Raw genomic sequence first — 16,772 nt, forward strand, 5'->3', positions numbered from 1 at the left:
GAGGCGCACGCGCAGCGGCTCGCCGCGAACTCCATACGCACCTCGCCCGCGGCTCAGCGGCGCCCGCCGCCACCAGTGGTGCCGCCGTTCCCGCCTCCGTCCCCGGGGCGCACACACCCGGGGCAGTCCCCGTTCGTGTGCCGCAGGTAGCGATGCTGGTTCGCCAGGTCGACCACCCTGGTCATTGAGGGCTCCTCGGTGGGGAAGCCCACGCCGAACCGCTGGTAGAAGCCGAGCAGTTGGCCGTCGGCGCGCTCGACTGCGTCGCGGGCCCGGTCGTACGCCACCGAGGTCAGCCGGCGGAGGTCGATGCGCACGAGCCGCTCGCCGTCGGGCGGATGGGGCGCTGCGGGCCGCTCGTCGTCGGGTGCGGGAGGCGGTGCGGGCCGGTCGATCCGCTCGCCCCACCGGTAGAAGATCCGCTTCACCGGGCCGTCCTCCACCAGCCCGCCGAGGTACTCCTTGAGGATCTGCACGACCCCGTTGTCGCCCAGGTCGGGGATGTCGAAGGTGCGGGTGGCAGCCAGGGAGGCGAGTTCGGCGAAACGGTCGGTCCGCTGTTCGCGATCCGCGGCGAGCTGCTGGCTCGCGTCGAGCTGGGCGAGCTCTTCGTCGAGGCCGTCGGTCTCCGGCGGCACGGCAGGTTGCGGTGCGGCCGGGTCGTCGACGTCGAGTGAAGCGGCCTGGTAACGGCCGACCTGACGCGCGAGTTGGCGGGCCGCCGGGCTCACCGGCTCCCCGGGTGGCGAGGGCGCCGCCCGGTACACGGCCAGGACCACGGATCGCAGGCGCGCCGCCGAGCGGGGATGCGCCGTCACCTGCTGATGGATCTCCCGGTACGCGGCCGCTGCACCCGCCGCGTCCTCGCGGCGCTGCGTCTCCAGCGCGTACCTCTTGGCCACCGGCCGCTTCCACGTCCCCTCGGAGACCGGGGCCAGGACGACGGCGAACAGTAGCGTGACCATGAGGCCGAGGCTGAGCCCGCTGAGGACGCGCCGCCCGAAGTTGACCGCGGCGCCCAGCGGCAGCCGCGACTCGCGGAAGCGGGCCGGACGCAACCGCTCCCGCAAGCGCGCGACGCGCTCCGGCCACCGCAACACCGCGTAACTGCCGCAGGCCAGCACGGTGTACGCCACGAGCCAGTACAGCCAGGGCACTTCGGTCAGTCCTTGGATCGAGCTCAACACGCCCCGAACTGCGGCGACTTGGGTCGGGCTGAACGACAGTACGTTGCCCAGCCACACCACGAACAAGGCCAGAACCAGGCCGAGTTGCAGGGATACCACGACGTCGGCCGCCGCCTGCACCGTCGGCCGCGGCGAGTCCTTCAACCGGCGCCAGCCACGCCAGCAGAGCCAGATCGCGATCGGAAAGAACAGCCCGGCGGCCGGCAGCACGGTCAGTATGTCGCCGGCGACCAGCTGTTGGGCGGCCAGGCACACCAGCGCCACGCCGGGAAGATCCGGGAGGTGCCGCACTACGGTGCGTTCCGACCGGTCGCACCGCTTGATGGCGAGCACCAGCGCCCAACCGCCGAAGAAGACCAGCACGAGCAGCGGGACAAGCCGGGACGGGAACGACCAGAACAGCCTGGCCAGCAGCGTGACCGGCACGCCGAGGGCGACCAGCGCGAGGACGAGGGCGGCGACGTACCGGCGGTGCCGGAACCAGCGGATCAGCGGTTCGACGACGAACTCGCCCACCGTTCGCGGCAGGATCCCGACGAACGCCGCGAGCCCCAGCCCGAAGACGGCCCCGAAGAACCCGCCGAAGACCGCCGCGAGGACGGCCATCAGGACGGGGCCGACCCCGTCCACCCCCTGCCGGTCACCGAGCCGCCAGGCAGCCCAGGCGCCGATGCCGAAGGTGACGTACCAGCTCAACTGATCTGCTACGTCGCTGGGTTCCTCGGTGTCATTGGTGCCATGAGGCTCCCCGGTTTCCTCGGTGTCATCGCCGGTCGCCGTCGGGGTGGGTCGTGGGGCAGCGGTCGGAGCGGGTGCGGTCGGTGGCCGGTCGGTGCGTTGGCGGTGTGCGATGGCGAGGAGGACCTCGAGGTGGGGGACCTGGTACTGCGGAATCACGTAGTGGGTCGGGAAGTCGGGGCCGCGTGAGGACACCTCCAGGCCACCCTCGTCCGTGACGGTGATCGAAACGACGTCCTGCCAGGTCGTGAAGTCGTCCCGCCCGCGCCCGCGCCTGCGCCGCACAGCCAACCCGTCCCGACTCACCACCAGCACCCCGAACGGGACTTCGGCACCGTCCAGGACCGCCGCGATGGTCGGCGCCAGGACCGCGTCCCCGATGGCCTGCTGGATCGCCGGGCCCCACTCGCCCTCGTCCGGGAGCTGGAGCCCCTTGATCAACGTGCGGGTGGGCAGGCCCCGGATACGGGTCGCGTTGAGGAGGGGGCCGCGGTCGGCCGCCCCGAGTGTGATGACCGTCCCGTCGGGGTTGGCCAGCTTGTAGCGTTGCCTGCCGTCCGTGAAGAGCATCGTCGACGACCAGAGGTAGACGGCATCCCGCCCGTTGGAAGCGACGGCCATCACCCCGCGCTCGTACAGACGCAGCTCTGCGCGCGCGTGCCGCCAGTGCCAGAGCCCTCGGATGGCAACCGGCCCCAACAGCGCGAGCACACCCAGGACTTGGGCCACGGTCGCGTCGTCCCAGCTGAAGAACGCGCCGATGAGAATCGTCACGAGGAAGGTCAGGGCGGAGAAGGGGATGAGTCGCAGCAGGAGGAGCACATACGTCAAGGGCCCTCGGCGCGGCGGCCAGTAGGTGCGGCGATGCTGCCCCAGCACAGGGTGCTTCGCCTCGGCCTCTGCACTCCTGAGCTCATCCACCCCGGAGAGTGTTCCGCATAACAGGTCGCTCGACGACCGGATTGCGCGCGGGCGCAGGCAAGGAGTGCGTTGGGGGCCCCGCCCCAGCTTGACCGGATGCTGCCTCCGTTTTACTCTCGAATGAGAACGGAGGCGGCATCCGTTTTTACGTGTGATGGAACCGGCAGGGATCGGGAGGGCGTATGAGCACCAGTGGGCAACAGGGGCGCAAACCCCGTGCCGATGTCCAGCGCAACCGCGCTGCCCTCCTGGAAGCGGCGCAACGACACTTTCTCCGGCATGGGGTCGGCACCTCCCTGGAGGCCGTGGCCAAGGAGGCGGGTGTGGGGCCCGCCACCTTGTATCGGCACTTCCCCACCCGGGAAGCGCTGCTGGCCGCCGTGCTGCAGACGCGCTCCGAAGAGCTGGTGAACCGCCAGGCGGACATCGCGAAGCTCGGTGACTCCGTCGAGGCGCTGGAGCAGTGGCTGCGGGCGCTGGAGGAGTACTTCAGTGCCTTCAGTGGGCTGCCGGAGCCGCTCATGGCCGCGGCCCGCGCGCACGAGCCGAACAATCCGCTCACGCTTCCCTGTGACACCCTCATCTCCGCCACGGACGAGTACCTGCGGACCGCCCAACTCGCGGGCCGGGTACGGGAGTCGGTGCAGGGGTACGACCTGTTCCTTGCGGCCGTCTCGGTCGCCTGGATCCAGGGCACCGGTGCCACCGACGAAGCGTCGCTGGACCGGTTGCGTGCGCTCATCGCCAGCGGTTACCGCGAGCGGGACGACCAGGCGTAGGCCTTCGCCGCCCTCCGACACACCCTTTCCGACACGCCCTTTTCGACACACCCTTCCGGAATCCTTCAAGCCCTCGTCCTGTCCGGCACCTTCCGCTCGGCCGTCGGTCGCGCGGCGGCCCGGCGTGCCCCGGAGCAGTGGCACTCCAACCTTCGCACCTTCAAGCCTTGGCACCTCCAAGCCTTGGCACCTTCAAGTCTTCGCACCCTCAAGTCTTCGAGAGGACAAATCGTGAAAATCACCGTTATTGGCGCCGGTGTCATCGGCGGAAATCTCGCCCGCAAGCTCAGCACGGCCGGCCATGACGTCCAGGTCGCGGTCGCCCGGGGCCCCGAAGTCGTCGCCGACCACGTGCTGGAGACCGGGGCCCGCGCGGTGGCGCTCGACAGCGCCGTCCAGGACAGGGACGCCATCATCCTGGCCATCCCCTTCGGCAAGGCCCCGGAACTGGCCGAGCTGTTCACCACCGTGCCCGCCGAGACGGTGGTCATCGACGCCTCCAACTACTACCCGCACCTCAGCGGACGGATCGAGGAGGTGGACAACGGCGAGATCGAGAGCGTGTGGATCGCCAAGCAGCTGGGGCGGCCCGTGGCCAAGGCGTGGAACGCCGCCCTCGCCGAGACCCAGCGGACCAAGGGCGCCCCGGCCGGAACCCCGGGCCGCATCGCCCTCCCGGTCGCCGCGGACTCCGACGAGGCCCGGCGGGTGGCCATGCGCCTCGTGGACGACACCGGCTTCGACCCCTTCGACGCAGGGCCGCTGGCCGACTCCTGGCGTCAGCAGCCGATGGGCCCCGCCTACTGCACCGAGTTGACCCTCGATCAGCTGCCGGAGGCGCTGGCCGCGGCCGACCGCGTCAAGGACACCCAGGTGCGCGACAGCGTGATGGAACGCTTCGCCGCCCTGCCGGCCGACCCGACCGTGGAGGACGTCGTCGAGATGAACCGCGCCGCCCACCGCTGACATCCGAAACCCAACTCCCCCCGAAGGGAACCCCGTTGACCACCGCCACCCCGCTGCCCGCCTCGTACTTCAGTGATCTCGTACGCGCCAGGCACTCCTCCCGGCAGTTCCTGCCCACGCCGCTGCCCGCCGCGGACATCCGCAGCATCCTGGAAGACGCCCAGTCGGCACCCTCCAACAGCAACACCCAGCCGTGGCACGTCCACATCGTCTCCGGCGCCGCGCGTGACGCCCTGAGCAAGGAGCTCCTCGCGGCGTACGAAGAGGACCGGACCTCCCTCGACTTCACCTCCGGCTACGGCGAAGGCATCTACCAGGAGCGTTCGCACCAGCACGCGGCCACCGTCTACGGAGCCCGCGGCGTGGAGCGCTCCGACCTCGAAGGCAGGAAGGAGGTCATCCGCGAGAACCTGCGGTTCTACGGAGCACCGCATGTCGCCCTGCTCTTCATGCCGGTGCTCGGCGACGGTGTCCGCGCCGCCGGTGACATAGGCATGTACGCACAGAACTTCCTGCTCTCGCTGACCGCGCGGGGCTACCACGGCATCCCCCAGGCCGTCCTCGGTGTCTACGCCGACACGGTTCGCCAGTCCCTTGGTGTCACCGATGACCTCAAGCTGCTGTTCGGCGTCTCCTTCGGGATCGGCGACAGGTCCTCACCGATGCATGGCATCGATGTGGGCCGCATCCCGCTACAGCAGAGCGTGGCCCTGCATGACACCCCCGGCGTCCTCGACGGGTAGTACGCAACCACCCATCAACTACTGATCGACCACCCATCAGCCACCCATCAACCGCCCATCAAGGTCACCGGGACGAGGCCGGGGCCGGGGCGGCGGCCGGGGGGACGTCCTGTGGCGCTGGTGCGGCCGTCCGGTTCGGCGGTCGTACGAGGGCCAGGACGATCAGTCCGCCGAGGGCTGCCGCGCAGGCGGCGAGCAGGAAGACCGTGTCGAGCCCGGTGGCGAAGGCCTGATGCACCAGGTGCTGTGCCTCCGCGCTTTGGGCGGCGGGCACCGCCTGCACCAGGTGCTGCGCCTGTCCCGCGGCGAGGGCGGCGGCGGCCAGATCGGGGTCAGGGACGGCGCCGGACGCGGTGAGTGCGTCGGCCGTACGGCTGGTGAAGACCGCGCCGAGGACGGCGATGGCCAGGGTCATGCCCAACTGGCGGAAGGTGTTGACGGCTCCGCCGGCCATGCCCGCCTGTCGCGGCGGCACGGCGGACGTGGCGGCCGAGACCAGCACCGGGGTGGCCAGACCCACGCCGATCCCGGTGACCACGAGGCCCCAGACGAGCGAGGTGGCCCCTGCGTCGGCCGTCATCCCCGCGCGCAACAGCAGCATGCCGGCGGCGATGGACAGGAGCCCGAGGCCGACCGGCAGACGTGGGGAGAGCCGCTGGATGTGGCGTCCGGCGCCGGCGGCGACGAGGAACGACGCGCCGGCCAGCGGGGTCAGGGCGAGGCCCGCCGCGACCGGCCCGAGGCCCAGCACGGACTGCAACCACACGGAGAGCAGCACCAGGCACCCGAAGGCGCCGCCCTGCAGCAGCAGCGCACCGCTCATCAGGCCCGCGAACGACGGGCGTCGCAGCAGGGTCAGGTCGAGCATCGGGGCACCGCCGCGTCGTGCCGTGCGGTGCTCGATCAGTACGAACGCGGCCAGGGCCAGGACGCTGACGGCGAAGGTCGCCAGGATCTCGGCCGAGGCCCAGCCCGCCTCAGGTCCACGGATGAGGCCGTAGGTGAGCGTGGTGGCGGCGACGGTGAAGGCCGTCGCGCCGGGGACGTCGATGCGGGCCGGTGCGCCGTTGCCGGACGGCTTGCCCGACTGGTCGGCGCGGACCACGCGCAGCGTCATGGCGATGGCGACGGCCGCGATGGGCAGGTTGACCCAGAAGATCGCCTGCCAGCTGAAGTGCTCGGTGAGCAGGCCGCCGAGAAGCGGTCCCGCGGCGGCGGCCGCGCCGTTCGCGGCGCCCCATATGCCGAAGGCCGTGCCGCGGTCCCTGCCCTGGTACGAGGAGATCAGCAGGGCGGGGGTCGTGGCGAACATGGCGGCGCCTCCGACGCCCTGCACCACGCGGGCGGCGATCAGTACCCCGGCGTCGGGGGCGAGTCCGCAGACCAGCGAGGCCAGGCCGAAGAGCCCCAGGCCGTAGACGTAGAACCGCCGGTGCCCGAACCGGTCCGCCACGGAACCGGATGCCAGGAGCAGGGCGGCGAGGGCCAGGGCGTATCCGTCGATCACCCATTGCAGCGAGGTGAAGGAGGCGTCGAGATCGTCGGCCATGCTCGGCAGGGCGACGTTCACGATGGTCACGTCCACCAGCAGGATGAAGGCGCCGAGGCAGACGGCCAGCAAGGGCCACCACTTGCGCATGTCGTTTCTCCATTCGGATCGTGCGTGCTGTCGGAAGGGGAGAGCCGGCCGGTGAATGCACGTATGTCACGCACGTATGTCACGCATGTGTGGCACGCACGTGTGTCACGCACGCATATCCCCGGCGTCGTCCCTTCGACTGATCCTGGAACCCCCTCGGGCAATTCAATGAGCCAGAGATGCCCCGTTGCTCAGATCCGACACAATGGAATCCATGAAGACGTATCTCGACACATCTGACGAAGCCGACCGTGAGCTGTCGGTCGAGGAGATGGCGCTCGCGCACGCCCTTCAGATCAACGGACGGGCCTCGTTCAAGGAGATCGGCGAGGCCCTGGGGGTGTCCGACCAGACCGCGGCGCGCCGCTGGTCCCGCCTGCGGTCCGCCGGGAAGCTCAGGGTCCTGGGGCTGACCGATCCGATGCGGCTCGGCGACTCCTCGTGGGTCGTACGCATCCGGTGCACACCTGACGCGGCGGCTTCCATCGGGGAGGCGCTGGCGCGGCGCCCGGACACGACGTGGGTCAGCCTCAGCTCCGGCGGCACCGAACTCGTCTGCTCGGTGCGAACCCGGGGGCCGGGGCTGCGGGAGCCGCTGCTACTGCAGAAACTGCCGCGCACACCCCAGGTGATGGACGTGTCCGCGCACTGCCTGCTGCACGTCTTCTTCGGCAAGGACCTCAGCTCGATCAACAAGATCGGGCCACTGACACCCGCGCAGGTCGCGTCCCTCACGCCACCCTCCGTGCCGCAGCGCGCCACGGACGCGGCCCCCGCGGTGACCCTGGACGACGGCGACCGCCACCTGCTCGACCTGCTGGCCCGGGACGGCAGGGCGGCGCCCGGGGAGTTGGCTGCCGCGACGGGCCTGTCGCAGTCGACGGTGCGCCGCCGGATCACCGAGCTCAGGACGGCCGGAGTCCTCTACTTCGACGTCGAGTACCGCCTGGACGTTCTCCAGCGGAACTTCCGGGCGGCGCTGTGGCTGGAGATCGATCCGGCCCGCCTCGCCGAGGCGGGCGAGGCGTTGGCCACCCACCCCGAAGTGCCCTTCGCCGCCGCGGTGACGGGCACGGCCAACCTGTACGCCAGCGTGGACGCCACGAGCGCGCAGCACTTCTACCGCTACCTGACCGGGCCGGTGGCCACCTTGCCCGGCCTGCGCCACACGACGACCGCCCCCGTCCACCGCACCTTGAAGGGCCCCGGCCCCTACCTCCCGGCTGCGGGATGAGCCCGTACGGGCTGCGCCGCCCTGCCCTGGGCGGCGGTGGCGCCAGCCGTCATCCGCGAGGCCGACCGCCACCGCCTCACCTGTTGACGAAGCCCATGTGCGCGGCGTTGTAGCGGTCACCGTGCACACCGACCCGGTCCGCCAGGGCGTCGAGGCCGGCGATCTCGTCGGCGGAGAGCGGGACTTGGGTCGCGGCGGCGTTCTCCTCGAGGCGCGCGGTGCGGCGCGTGCCGGGGATCGGGACGATCCAGGGCTGCTTGACCAGGAGCCAGGCCAGGGCGATCTGGCCGGGGGAGGCGTTCTTGGTCTTGGCGAGGGCGGAGACGTGGTCGACGAGCGACTGGTTGGCGGCGAGGTTGTCCTGGTCGAAGCGCGGCACCCTGGACCTGATGTCGCCTTCGGTGAACGTGGTCGTGGTGTCGACGGTGCCGGTGAGGAAGCCCTTGCCGAGTGGGCTGAACGGTACGAAGCCGATGCCGAGTTCGGCGAGGGTGGGCAGGACCTCGGGTTCGGGGTCGCGGGTCCACAGCGAGTATTCGCTCTGCACGGCGGTCACGGGGTGCACGGCGTGCGCCCTGCGGATCGTGCCGACCGCCGCCTCGGAGAGGCCGAAGTGGCGTACCTTGCCCGCCTGTACGAGTTCGGCGACCGTGCCGGCGACGTCCTCGATCGGGACGTCGGGGTCGACGCGGTGCTGGTAGAAGAGGTCGATGGTGTCGGTGCGCAGGCGGCGCAGCGAGGCGTCGGCGACGCGCCTGATCTGTTCGGGGCGGCTGTTGAGCCCGTTCATCGCGCCGTTGTCGATGTTCCAGCCGAACTTGGTGGCGAGGACGACCTGTTCGCGCACCGGGGCGAGTGCCTCGCCCACCAACTCCTCGTTGACGTAGGGGCCGTAGACCTCGGCGGTGTCGAAGAAGGTGACGCCGCGGTCGACGGCGCCGCGGAGTACGCCGATCATGTCCGCGCGGTCGCCGGGGTTGGGGCCGTAGCTCTGGGACATGCCCATGCAGCCCAGACCGATCGCCGAGACCTCGAGGCCCTGGCCGAGTGTGCGGGTGTGCATCGTGGTGCTCCTTGTCGGGTGACGTCGAGCGTGAGGTGACGCCGGGAACCTCCGGACGTCGCTCGCTGTACTCACGTGTTCCAGGCTAGATCGGACGGACGGTATGAGGGGGGCCCTGTTGGTACCTGGAACGGGAGTGCCCCCACTCGCGGGGCGCGGTCGCTGAACTCGCCCCTGGAGTACGTCAGTTGTCGGGCGACCCGGGCGCGGCCACGGCCCGGAGGAAGTTCTGGGTGAAGGTCTATCGACAGGGCGGGGGAGGGGTTTGGTGCGTGGGGGATGTGTCCGGTGCCGCGGGTGGCTCTCCGGCCACCCGGCCGGGGCGGTTCCGATGTTCTCAGGTCATGGAGACGACGACCTTGCCGGCCTTCGCGCGGCCCTTCTCGACGTACTCCATCGCCTGGAGGGTCTCGTCGAACGGGAAGACGCGGTCGACGACCGGGTGGATCTTCCCTGCGTCGATGAGAGGGGTGAGTGCGCGGAGTTGCTCGCCGCTGGCCCTCATGAACAGGAAGGAGTACGTCACTCCGAGGCACTTGGCCTGGCGACGGGTCTTGAAGCTGAGCGCGGTCATGGCCAGGCGCAGGACCGGGTTCGCGCCGAGTTCGCGGGCGAAGGACGGGTCGGGCGGGCCCGCGACGGAGATGGCGGTGCCGCCGGGCTTGAGGATGCGCAGGGACTCGGCGAGGTTGTCGCCGCCGAGGCTGTCCAGGACGACGTCGTAGCCGTCGAGGAGGGTCTCGAAGTCCTGCGTGCGGTAGTCGATGACCTCGTCGGCGCCGAGTTCCTTGGCGAGGTCGACCTTGGCGGTGCTCACGGTGGTGGCCACATGTGCGCCGAGCGCCTTCGCGAGCTGGACGGCGAGGGAACCGAGGCCACCGGCGCCCGCGTGGACGAGGACCTTCTGGCCGGGCTTTACGTGTGCCCGCTCGACCAGCGCCTGCCAGGCGGTGAGGGCGACCAGGGGGAGGGAGGCGGCCTCGGCCATGGTGAGGGTGGTGGGCTTGGGTGCCAGGTCGTCCTGGTGGACGGCGATGAGCTCGGCGAAGGTGCCGATGCGGTCCTTGTCGGGGCGGGCGTAGACCTCGTCGTCGACCGCGAACTCCGTTACGTCGGAGCCCACTTGGACGACCGTGCCGGCGAGGTCGTTGCCCAGGACGAGGGGGAGTCGGTAGGGCAGGAACGCCTTGAAGTCGCCGTTGCGGATCCTCGTGTCGAGCGGGTTGACGCCCGCCGCGTGGATCTTGACCAGGACGTCGTCGGCGCCGACGACGGGGTCGGGGACATCGGCGGCACGCATGCCGCCCGCGTCGCCGTACTTCTCGACCCTGAAGGCCTTCATCGCCGTCTCCCTTTCTGTTCCCGTCCGTGCGAGGCCGGGGTTTCCGTTCGTCCCGTCACGGGTGTCCGTCGGTACGAGGCAGTCTGTGGTGTGTTCAGCGTTCGCGCGCGGCCCCGCGGCGCGGCCGGGGGCATCGCTGGTGGCTCAAGCCACCGGCACGGCCGGAGTGATGACGTGGTCGGCGGCGCCGCCCTGGAGGCGGTCCAGCGAGCCGGCGATCCCCTCGTGGGGCACGCCGAGCGGCACCGAGCTGACCTCGGTGAGCCGGGCGTACTGCTCGTCGGTCAGCCGGACGTCGAGGGCGCCGAGGTAGCTGTCGAGCTGGGCGAGGCTGCGCGGGCCGATGATCGGGACGAGCGTGGCCACCGAGCGGGCCGCGCGCTCGCGCACCCAGGCCACCGCCACCTGGGCGGGTGTCACGCCGGTCTCCTCGGCGACGGCCAGGACGGTGTCGACGACGGCGGTCTTCTGGCCGGTGTCCTCGGTGTGGATGACCATGCCCAGGTCGCTCAGACGACCGTCGGCGGAGGTGCGGTACTTGCCGGTGAGGAGTCCGCCGCCGAGCGGGGACCACAGGGCGGCGCCGAGCCCGAGGCTCTCGGCCATCGGCAGCAGCTCGCGGTCGGCGGTGCGCTCGACGAGGCTGTACTCGTGCTGGATGCCGATGATCGGGGCCTGGTTCCTGAGGTCGGCGAGGGTCACCGCGCGCGAGACGCGCCAGGCCGGGAAGTTGGACAGCGCGGCGTGGTGGATCTTGCCGGCGCTGACCAGGTCGTCGAGTCCGCGCAGGAGCTCTTCCATCGGCGTGAGCTCGTCGGGGAAGTGCACCCACAGCAGGTCGATGTGGTCGGTGCCCAGGCGCTTCAGGCTGGCCTCCACCGAGGCGACCATGTTCTTGCGGCTGTTGCCCGTCTTGGAGATGTCCGGCTGCGGGGCGGCGCCGAGGGTGAACTTGGTGGCCAGGACGAAGTGGTCGCGGTCGGCCGAGATCAGCTTTCCGGTCAGCTCCTCCGACTCGCCGAACTGGTAGCCGTCCGCGCTGTCGAGGAAGGTGCCGCCGGCCTCGGCGAACCGGTCGAAGATCCGGCGGGCCTCGTCGGGCTCGGCCCCGGCACCCCAGCCGGTGCCGAAGTTCGCGGTGCCGAGCGCGTACTCGGACACGCGCAGTCCGGTCCGGTGGCCGAAGGTCGTGTAGCGCATGAGATGTCCTTGCGTAGGGGGATCGCGAGCGAGGGGGAGGAGGGCGTTTCGGGAGCGCCCCGGAAGACTCAGGAGCGCCCCGGAAGGCTCAGGAGCGCCCCGGAAGGCTCAGGCGGCGTTCGGCTGCGGCTGCGTCTGCGGCGTGATGGCCAGGCCCTGCTTGACCTGTCGGGTCAACTCATCAGCGAGGATCTCGGGCAGGCCCGCCTCGATGCCGTCGAGTGCCTGCGCCGCGACGTCGGAGGCGGAGACCTTCTGGTCGGCGGGGACCTCGGCGGCCATGTCGGTGTCCATGTATCCGACGTGCAGCGCGGAGACGGTGATGCCGCGCGGCGCCAGTTCCTCGCGGCTCGCGCCGCTCAGCGCCCAGGCCGCGGCCTTGGACGCGGCGTAGGAGCCGAGGCCCGCCGGGTGGTACCAGGAAAGGACGGACAGGACATTGAGCACGGCGCCGCCGCCGTTGCCCTCGATCACGGGGGCGAAGGCGCGGGTCGCGGCGAGCGGCCCGAAGAAGTTGGTGTCCATCTCCCGGCGCACCTCGTCCAGGTCGCCGCCGACCAGCGTGGCGCCGGTGGAGATGCCCGCGTTGTTGATCAGCAGCGCAGCGTCGGAGGCGGTGCGGGCGGCCTCCCGGATCGACTCCTCGTCCGTGACGTCCAGGCGCAGCGGCGCGACACCCGGCAGATCGACCGTCTCGGGGCGGCGGGCCGCCGCGTAGACCTTCGCGCCGCGCTCCACGAGCTGGGCGGCGAGGTGCCGGCCGAGACCCCGGTTGGCGCCGGTGACGACCGCGACCGTGTTCTTGAGCTCCATGTCCGATCCTGCTCCCGGTAGTGGCGGGCGCCGTCCGGTCACCCGCGTCCATCAGATTTAGATTACGATGACAATCTAAACACTGGACTACGATAGATGCCAGTCGACATCCAAACCGGGTTCACGGAACCGGGTTCACGTAGGAGCACGCAGGAGGTGGCCATGGGCCGCGTATCGCAGGCGCAGGCGGAGGAGAACCGCAGGCGGGTCGTGGACACCGCCTCCCGGCTGTTCAGGGAGCAGGGCACGCAGGTCAGCGTCGCCGACCTGATGAAGGCGGCCGGTCTGACCCACGGCGCCTTCTACAAGCAGTTCGCTTCCAAGGAGGCACTCGTCGACGAGGCCACCGCCCACGCGATCGACGAGCTCGCCCAGCGGTACGCCGCCGGGCTCGAGCAGTACGAGGGCCGGCGCGACGACGCCCAGCGCACGCTGATCGACACCTACCTCTCCGTCGAACACCGCGACAACATGGCGGACGGCTGCCCCGTCGCCGCGCTCGCCACCGACATCGCCCGCACCCCCGACGACCAGGAGGCCCGCCGCGTCTACGCCGACGGGGTGGCCGACTTCGCCGACTTCCTCGCCGATGACGACCAGGACGGCCTCGCCCGCCTGAGCACCCTGTTCGGCGCGCTCGTCCTGTCCCGCGCCACCAAGGGCTCACCGCTCTCCGAGCAGATCCTGGCCGCCGCGCGTGTGGCTCTGACGGAAGCGGACTGATCGGCGGAGTGTTGGCGCCCGCCACGGCAGGGGCCGGTGTGTCAGGTTTCCTCGAAGTGTGGGGCTGTCCCGTGGGAGGGTGTGCTGGTGGCCGGCCAGGAACGGGCCGGGTCAGCCATGTGCGGGTGTCGACCGTGAGGCGGAGCCTGGTTCCTCCGCCGGGCTCTGGGTAGCTGCGCTGCTCGCCACCGGCGAAGCAATGACGGAGAACGTCCGCCACCGCCCGCACGGCCATGACTCACGCCGTCAGGGCCGACAACATCACCGAGGCCACCGAGATACTCATCGCCGCGCTTCCTGCGGCCAACAGCGAAGCCGAGAAGTCGGATTGGCGCAGTAGCCCTGCACCGTCCAAGCCTGGGCAGCCACCCCCGCTACGACGACTCCCGCACCACCAACTCCGTATCCAGCACAAGCCTCGTGCGCGCAACCGCCGGGTTCCCGATCTCGCGGAGGAGGGTGCGGGCGATCGTGGCGCCGATCTCCTCCGTGGGCTGGCGGACCGTCGTGAGCGGTGGGTTGGTGTGGCGGGCGAGGTAGGAGTCCTCGAATCCGACGACCGAGACATCCTCCGGCACGCGGCGACCCTGGGCGCGCAGTTCGAGGAGGGTGCCCGCGGCCATCAGGTCGGAGGCGGCGAACACGGCGTCCAGGTCCGGGGCACGTTCAAGTAGCGAACGCATCGCCGCGCGCGCTCCTTCCTCGGTGAAGTCGCCGACCTCGACCAGGTGTTCCTCAGCCGGGATGCCCGCCTGGACGAGTGCTTCCTGGCAGCCGCGCAACCGGCTGCGGCCGACCTCCATGTCCTGGGGGCCCGCGACAGTGGCGATCCGGCGCCGCCCGCGGTCCAGGAGGTGGCGCACGGCGGTGGCGGCCCCGCCCCGGTTGTCGGCGCAGACGTAACTGAGCGGGTCGTCCTCCCTGCGGCGGCCCGCGAGGACGGTTGGCAGCCCGGCCGATTCCAACAGGCCCGGCAGGACGTCGTGTTCGTGTATCGAGACCAACAGCACGCCGTCTACCCGGCGTTCGGCGACAGACTGGGTGAGCTGGTCGCGTTCGGCCTGGTCGCGGACGAGCGTCAGCTGGAGCTGGGTGCGCGTGTCGGCGAGCGCGGCGCTCACCCCGCGGATCACCGCCGAGAAGTAGGGCTCCGAGCCGAGCCGGCTCTCGGACTCGGGGATGACCAGGGCGACGGCGTTGGTACGGCTGGTGACCAGTCCGCGGGCCACCGAATTGGGGACGTAGCCCAGTTCCGCGATGGCGTTGAGGACGGCCTCCCGCGCCTTCTCGCTGACCAGCTCCGAGCCGTTCACCACACGGGAGACGGTGGTGCGCCCGACGCCGGCCCGCGCCGCCACGGTCTTGATGGTCGGCCGGGCGCCCGCCCCGCTCTGCTCGCGGTCCCGGCGTGCGGCCGGTTCTCGGGGTGTGTCCTGTTCTTGGCGTGCGGCCGGCTCCCGGCTGTCGGTCTGCGGATCGCTTCCGATGCGCAGACCCCGGCCCTCGCCTCGACCGCCGGCCCGGGCCCCGTCTCGACTGCCGGCCCGGCCCTCGCCTCGACCGCCGGCCCGGCCCCCGTCCCGCTCCCCGCCCGCCACTTCTCGTGTCGTGTCGCCGCTCATCGTTCCGGATCCTCCAATTCCCCTTCAGGGCCGCCCTGTTGGGGGTTCGACCCTCCCGGCCCCCTCCCGGCCTGCGCATTCTGTCAGCTGCCACCCCGATTCTGCCCACTCCGTGGCCCCTTTCCGGAAGCGTCCGTCGATAACGAGGTGGAAACGAGCTGGATTCGACTTCTTGACACGGGAGTTGTCGGGCCGCCAGTCTTCCTGAAACTCAGTGGGTACGTTCCCACCAACTCGCCAGCAGGCCGACCAGAGGCCGCGATTCCTGTCCGCGGCCCCCTGGGAAACCCGCTCTGAGCTGGGAACTTGATGATGCCTGCCGCGGGCGGCCGAGCTTTGGGCCGACTCGTGCCACCGGTGCGTCGGCGCCGTCTCATGGAGGACGTTCATGCTCAAGGTCGAGCGGAAACTGCGTACAAAAGTCACAGCTGTGCTGGCCTGTACGGCGGCGAGCGCCCTGCTCGCGGGCTGCGGCGGAGGGGGCGCGAGCGCCACCGGCGGCGGCGTCGAGGACGGCAAGGTCACCATCACCATGGGCCTGTACGGCGTGATGGGCTTCAAGGAGACCGGCCTGATCGAGAAGTACGAGAAGGAGCACCCCAACGTCACCGTCAAGGCCGAGGCGGCCGGCGACGAGCAGACGTACTACACCGCCCTGCAGACCCACCTCGCCAGCGGCTCCGGACTCAAGGACGTCCAGGGCATCGAGGTGGCGCGGGCGAAGGAGATCACCGAGACGCAGGCCGACAAGTTCGCGGACTTCGCCGGCACCAAGAACATCAAGCACTTCCAGCCGTGGAAGCAGGGCCAGATCACCACGAAGGACGGCAAGGTCCTGGGCCTCGGCACGGACACCGGGCCGATGGCGGTCTGTTATCGCAAGGACCTGTTCGAGCAGGCAGGGCTGCCCACCGACCGCGAGAAGGTCGGCAAGCTGTGGGCGGGTGACTGGAAGAAGTACGTGGAGACCGGCGAGAAGTTCGCCAAGGGCAACAAGAACAAGAAGGTCTCGTACCTGGACTCGGCCTCCGGCCTGTTCAACGCCATGGTCTACGGCAACTCCGAGCAGTACTACGACAAGTCCGGTCAGTTGATCTACAAGACCAACCCGGTGATCAAGGAGGCCTGGGACCTGTCGACCGAGGCCGCCCAGAAGGACCTGACCGCCAAGTTGCCGCAGTTCCAGCCGGGTTGGGACCCGGGGCTCGCCAACGGCACGTTCGCCACCACCGTCTGCCCGGCCTGGATGCTCGCGCACATCAGCGACAAGGCCGGGGACGCCAACAAGGGCAAGTGGGACGTCGCCAAGGCCCCCAAGGGCGCCAACTGGGGTGGTTCCTTCCTCGGGGTCACCGAGAAGAGCCCGGTGAAGGACGAGGCCAAGAAGCTCGTGGCGTGGCTGACCGCGCCCGCGCAACAGGCCTATCTCTTCGAGAAGTTGGGCAACTTCCCGTCCTCGAAGGCCGCACTCGAGGACCCGAAGGTGAAGGACGCCAAGTCGGAGTACTTCTCCGGCGCCCCGACCGGCCAGATCTTCGGAGCGGCGGCCAACGAGGTGCCCGCCGAGCAGGTGCTCGGCCGTAAGGACGGCACCATCAAGGACAACTTCCAGCAGGGTCTCCAGCTGGTCGAGAACGGCAAGTCCCCGGCCGAGGCCTGGAAGACCACCGACGAGCGCGTCAAGAAGGCCGTCGGCTGACGCGTACGGAACCGAGCGGGTGCGGTCGGAGTTCTGCCGGCCGCCCCGCCGCCGCATCGCGCACCCAGCCAGCTAGCTAGCCAGCCTGCCTTGCCCGCCCGAT

General features: G+C 70.5%; 13 protein-coding genes. 6 read left to right on the forward strand and 7 right to left on the reverse strand.

Features of this window, described 5'->3' with window-relative positions:
• Nucleotides 1–53: 53 nt before the first annotated feature.
• Nucleotides 54–2,846: a hypothetical protein gene (locus OG746_RS39425; RefSeq protein WP_266723503.1), complete on the reverse strand. Its 2,793-nt coding sequence runs from the start codon at nt 2,844–2,846 to the stop codon at nt 54–56.
• A gap of 182 nt (nt 2,847–3,028) precedes the next feature.
• On the opposite strand from OG746_RS39425, the gene OG746_RS39430 reads away from it, so the two are divergent.
• From OG746_RS39430 to OG746_RS39440, 3 genes are all read left to right on the forward strand, one after another.
• Nucleotides 3,029–3,625 (forward strand): TetR/AcrR family transcriptional regulator, encoded by a 597-nt coding sequence (locus OG746_RS39430; protein WP_266723505.1) that lies wholly within the window; start codon nt 3,029–3,031, stop codon nt 3,623–3,625.
• A gap of 231 nt (nt 3,626–3,856) precedes the next feature.
• Nucleotides 3,857–4,591 carry an NADPH-dependent F420 reductase gene (locus OG746_RS39435; RefSeq protein ID WP_266723506.1) on the forward strand — a complete coding sequence of 245 codons (735 nt, stop codon included), beginning with the start codon at nt 3,857–3,859 and terminating at the stop codon, nt 4,589–4,591.
• 35 nt (nt 4,592–4,626) lie between these two features.
• Nucleotides 4,627–5,334, forward strand: a complete 708-nt coding sequence (locus OG746_RS39440) for a nitroreductase (protein WP_266723508.1) — start codon at nt 4,627–4,629, stop codon at nt 5,332–5,334.
• A 64-nt stretch (nt 5,335–5,398) separates the two neighbouring features.
• Here the strand turns inward: OG746_RS39440 and OG746_RS39445 are convergent, their stop codons facing one another.
• Nucleotides 5,399–6,973 carry an MFS transporter gene (locus OG746_RS39445; RefSeq protein ID WP_266723510.1) on the reverse strand — a complete coding sequence of 525 codons (1,575 nt, stop codon included), beginning with the start codon at nt 6,971–6,973 and terminating at the stop codon, nt 5,399–5,401.
• 214 nt (nt 6,974–7,187) lie between these two features.
• On the opposite strand from OG746_RS39445, the gene OG746_RS39450 reads away from it, so the two are divergent.
• Nucleotides 7,188–8,207 carry an Lrp/AsnC family transcriptional regulator gene (locus OG746_RS39450; RefSeq protein ID WP_266723512.1) on the forward strand — a complete coding sequence of 340 codons (1,020 nt, stop codon included), beginning with the start codon at nt 7,188–7,190 and terminating at the stop codon, nt 8,205–8,207.
• 76 nt (nt 8,208–8,283) lie between these two features.
• On the opposite strand, the gene OG746_RS39455 is transcribed toward OG746_RS39450, so the two are convergent.
• From OG746_RS39455 to OG746_RS39470, 4 genes are all read right to left on the reverse strand, one after another.
• Nucleotides 8,284–9,270, reverse strand: a complete 987-nt coding sequence (locus OG746_RS39455) for an aldo/keto reductase (RefSeq protein WP_266723513.1) — start codon at nt 9,268–9,270, stop codon at nt 8,284–8,286.
• Between the two features lie 337 nt (nt 9,271–9,607).
• Complete coding sequence (locus tag OG746_RS39460) at nt 9,608–10,612, reverse strand: NADP-dependent oxidoreductase (protein WP_266723514.1); 1,005 nt, start codon at nt 10,610–10,612, stop codon at nt 9,608–9,610.
• Nucleotides 10,613–10,756: 144 nt separating this feature from the next.
• A complete protein-coding gene (locus OG746_RS39465) occupies nt 10,757–11,812 on the reverse strand; it encodes an aldo/keto reductase (protein WP_266723515.1) in 1,056 nt (351 codons plus the stop codon).
• Nucleotides 11,813–11,920: 108 nt separating this feature from the next.
• Nucleotides 11,921–12,625 carry an SDR family oxidoreductase gene (locus tag OG746_RS39470; protein ID WP_266723517.1) on the reverse strand — a complete coding sequence of 235 codons (705 nt, stop codon included), beginning with the start codon at nt 12,623–12,625 and terminating at the stop codon, nt 11,921–11,923.
• A 162-nt stretch (nt 12,626–12,787) separates the two neighbouring features.
• Here OG746_RS39470 and OG746_RS39475 point away from each other — a divergent pair, with 162 nt between their 5' ends.
• Nucleotides 12,788–13,348, forward strand: coding sequence for a TetR/AcrR family transcriptional regulator (locus tag OG746_RS39475; protein WP_266723519.1), 561 nt, complete (start codon nt 12,788–12,790; stop codon nt 13,346–13,348).
• Nucleotides 13,349–13,722: 374 nt separating this feature from the next.
• Here OG746_RS39475 and OG746_RS39485 read toward each other — a convergent pair whose 3' ends face one another.
• Nucleotides 13,723–14,970 carry a LacI family DNA-binding transcriptional regulator gene (locus OG746_RS39485; protein ID WP_266723520.1) on the reverse strand — a complete coding sequence of 416 codons (1,248 nt, stop codon included), beginning with the start codon at nt 14,968–14,970 and terminating at the stop codon, nt 13,723–13,725.
• 388 nt (nt 14,971–15,358) lie between these two features.
• On the opposite strand from OG746_RS39485, the gene OG746_RS39490 reads away from it, so the two are divergent.
• A complete protein-coding gene (locus OG746_RS39490; RefSeq protein ID WP_266723521.1) occupies nt 15,359–16,669 on the forward strand; it encodes an extracellular solute-binding protein in 1,311 nt (436 codons plus the stop codon).
• Nucleotides 16,670–16,772 lie beyond the last annotated feature (103 nt).

This window comes from Streptomyces sp. NBC_01016 (assembly GCF_026341035.1).
Classification (GTDB): Bacteria; Actinomycetota; Actinomycetes; order Streptomycetales; family Streptomycetaceae; genus Streptomyces.

What these genes read in the sequence shown, in the direction of transcription:
- OG746_RS39490 (WP_266723521.1), top strand. Translation starts at nt 15,359, where the DNA reads ATGCTCAAGGTCGAGCGGAAACTGCGTACAAAAGTCACAGCTGTGCTG.
- OG746_RS39465 (WP_266723515.1), bottom strand. Translation starts at nt 11,812, where the DNA reads ATGCGCTACACGACCTTCGGCCACCGGACCGGACTGCGCGTGTCCGAG.
- OG746_RS39475 (WP_266723519.1), top strand. Translation starts at nt 12,788, where the DNA reads ATGGGCCGCGTATCGCAGGCGCAGGCGGAGGAGAACCGCAGGCGGGTC.
- OG746_RS39470 (WP_266723517.1), bottom strand. Translation starts at nt 12,625, where the DNA reads ATGGAGCTCAAGAACACGGTCGCGGTCGTCACCGGCGCCAACCGGGGT.
- OG746_RS39430 (WP_266723505.1), top strand. Translation starts at nt 3,029, where the DNA reads ATGAGCACCAGTGGGCAACAGGGGCGCAAACCCCGTGCCGATGTCCAG.
- OG746_RS39485 (WP_266723520.1), bottom strand. Translation starts at nt 14,970, where the DNA reads ATGAGCGGCGACACGACACGAGAAGTGGCGGGCGGGGAGCGGGACGGG.
- OG746_RS39460 (WP_266723514.1), bottom strand. Translation starts at nt 10,612, where the DNA reads ATGAAGGCCTTCAGGGTCGAGAAGTACGGCGACGCGGGCGGCATGCGT.
- OG746_RS39455 (WP_266723513.1), bottom strand. Translation starts at nt 9,270, where the DNA reads ATGCACACCCGCACACTCGGCCAGGGCCTCGAGGTCTCGGCGATCGGT.
- OG746_RS39450 (WP_266723512.1), top strand. Translation starts at nt 7,188, where the DNA reads ATGAAGACGTATCTCGACACATCTGACGAAGCCGACCGTGAGCTGTCG.
- OG746_RS39445 (WP_266723510.1), bottom strand. Translation starts at nt 6,973, where the DNA reads ATGCGCAAGTGGTGGCCCTTGCTGGCCGTCTGCCTCGGCGCCTTCATC.